Source organism: Intrasporangium chromatireducens Q5-1 (genome assembly GCF_000576575.1).
In the GTDB taxonomy this organism is placed as follows: Bacteria; Actinomycetota; Actinomycetes; order Actinomycetales; family Dermatophilaceae; genus Intrasporangium_A; species Intrasporangium_A chromatireducens.
Genome location: NZ_AWQS01000531.1, coordinates 1 through 909, shown reverse-complemented (window position 1 = coordinate 909; position 909 = coordinate 1). Strand labels below are relative to the sequence as shown.

The 909-nt window shown below is 70.4% G+C and carries 1 protein-coding gene; it reads left to right on the top strand.

The annotated features are described in order from the left end of the window. Positions 1–252: 252 nt before the first annotated feature. On the top strand, positions 253–909 hold a 657-nt coding region (gene hpf, locus N864_RS22725; protein WP_034722947.1), incomplete at its 3' end, for a ribosome hibernation-promoting factor, HPF/YfiA family.

Below are 909 nucleotides of genomic sequence, written 5' to 3'. Positions count from 1 at the left end.
CCCGGGCGGCGGCAGCCGGGCGCCAGCCTCCACCAGGCCGGGCCGTCGCCGGCGGCAGCGTCCGCGCCACGCGGGGTCGAGATCCCTTTCGCCGACCCGGTAGGACGGTTAGGGTCGGGGTAACAGCCCCCCAGTTTCATTGGGTGCCGTCAAGGGCGCCCGCGCTGTGATCGAGAGGGTGATGCCGCGGCTGCGATGCGGGCCTCACCCGGGCCCGGATACGAACACCGAACTCTCGATCAAGGAGGAACCGTGGAGATCGTCGTCACTGGGCGCCACATCCAGATCCCCAGCCGATTCCGTGAGCAGCTCGAGGAGCGTCTGGCCAAGGTGCCGACCCTCGCGCCCAAGGTGCACCGCGTCGACGTGGTCGTCACCAACGAACGGGCCAGCCGGGGCTCACAACGAGTGGAGATCACCTGCCGCGCCAAGGGCCCGGTCATCCGGGCCGAGGCGTGCAAGGACGACAAGTTCGTGGCGCTCGACGCGGCCCTCGACAAACTGCTCGAACGACTCCGCCGCAGCAATGACAAGCGGCGGGTCAGCCGAGGGCGACGACTCCCGGAATCAGTCGGTCAGGCGACGGCCCGGTTCACCCCCGCGGAGGTGAACGGCGAGGAGCCCGGCTCGGCCGACGAGGCGCACCAGGTCGACGACCTCGACCGGTTCGGTGCCGTCGGCAACTCCCCGATAGAGGTGCGTGAGAAGGTCCACGCCGCGGCGCCGATGACCCTCGAGGACGCGATCAACCAGATGGAGCTCGTCGGGCACGACTTCTTCCTCTACCAGGACGTCGACACCGGCAAGCCGAGCGTCGTCTACCGGCGCCGGGGCTGGAGCTACGGCGTGATCCACCTCGACTCCGAGGCGGCAGCCTCGGCCGAACCCGCCGTCGCGGCCGCGACGCGC